The following is a 1,575-nucleotide window of genomic DNA, read 5'->3' on the forward strand; positions in this document are numbered from 1 at the left end:
CCGCGCGCAGCGAGTTGACGTTCTTGGTTTCGGAGCGGATGCCAAACCGTTCGCGGCCATGCGGGCGCAGCGACACGTTGGCGTCACAGCGGACGTTGCCGCGTTCCATCTTCGCGTCGGACACCCCAAGGTTCTTGACGATCTCCCGGACCGCTGCCACATAGGCCTTGGCGAGTTCGGGGGCGCGGGATCCTGCGCCCTGGATGGGCTTGGTGACGATTTCCACGAGTGGAACGCCGGCCCGGTTGTAGTCCACCAGTGAGAAGTCCGCACCCTGGATGCGGCCGGTGGCCCCGCCCATGTGGGTCAGCTTGCCGGCGTCCTCTTCCATGTGGGCCCGCTCGATCTCGACGCGGAAGATGGTGCCGTCGGAGAGTTCGATGTCCAGGTAGCCGTCGTAGGCAATCGGGTCTTCGTACTGTGAGGTCTGGAAATTCTTGGGGGTGTCCGGGTAGAAGTACTGCTTCCGGGCAAAGGTGCAGGACTCGGCGATCTTGCAGTTCAGGGCAAGGCCGATCTTGATCGAGGACTCGATCGCTGTCTTGTTCACCACGGGCAGGACGCCGGGCATTCCCAGGTCCACCTCGTTGACGTTGGTGTTGGGCTCATCGCCGAACACGTTGGGCGCAGAGGAGAACATCTTGGTCTTGGTGTTGAGTTCAACGTGGACCTCGAACCCCAGGACGGGATCGTACTTCTCCATCGCCTCTTCGAAGCTAAGGGTTGCTTCAGTGATCATTATTTTGCCTCCTGGGTTCCGACAAGTCCGGCCACCGGTTGCGCCGCAAGTTCAGGGGCCTGGGCCAACAGCGGGCCGCCCCACTTGGCCTCCAGCAGTGACTCCAGGACAGCGCCCACCCGGTAAAGGCGGGCATCCTCCCTGGCAGGAGCGAGCAACTGGATGCCAACAGGCAGTCCGTCCTCGTCTGCCAGGCCGCCCGGCAGGGTCAGCCCCGGCACGCCGGCGAGGTTCGCCGGGATGGTGGCGACGTCGTTGAGGTACATGGCCAGCGGATCGTTGATCTTCTCCCCCAGCTTGAACGCTGTGGTGGGAGCCGTGGGCGAGATCAGGACGTCCGCCACCGTGAAGGCGGCATCGAAATCGCGCTGGACCAGCGTACGGACCTTCTGGGCTGAACCGTAGTAGGCGTCGTAATAGCCTGCGCTCAGGGCGTAGGTGCCCAGGATGATGCGGCGCTTGACCTCGTCGCCGAAGCCGGCGGCGCGGGTGGCGCCCATGACCCGTTCAATGGTCATCGGGCCGTCTTCGGGCAGGACCCGCAGGCCGTACCGGACGCCGTCGAACTTTGCCAGGTTGGAGGAGGCCTCCGACGGCATGATCAGGTAATAGGCGCCCAGGGCGTACTGGAAGTTGGGGCAGGAGACCTCAACGATCTCGGCGCCGGCCTGCTTCAGCAGTTCCAGGGAGTCGTTGAAGCGGTTCTCAACGCCGGCCTGGTAGCCCTCGCCGTGGAGTTCCTTGATGATGCCGATCCGCATGCCTTCGACGTTGCCGGTCCGGGCGGCAGCAACGAGGTCCGCCAGCGGGTCCGGCAGGGAGGTGGAGTCGTGGGG

1 protein-coding gene and 1 pseudogene are annotated in these 1,575 nt (G+C 64.4%); both read right to left on the bottom strand.

Features of this window, described 5'->3' with window-relative positions:
* Positions 1-739 (bottom strand): annotated as a pseudogene (locus DBR22_RS24750) (Asp-tRNA(Asn)/Glu-tRNA(Gln) amidotransferase subunit GatB); the annotation flags it as partial.
* A partial coding sequence (locus DBR22_RS18095; RefSeq protein WP_258229283.1) for an amidase family protein occupies positions 739-1,575 on the bottom strand: 837 nt, incomplete at its 5' end. The gene DBR22_RS18095 and the pseudogene DBR22_RS24750, both read right to left, overlap by 1 nt.

The sequence above is a fragment of the Arthrobacter sp. HMWF013 genome, from assembly GCF_003061105.1.
Taxonomy (GTDB): Bacteria; Actinomycetota; Actinomycetes; order Actinomycetales; family Micrococcaceae; genus Arthrobacter.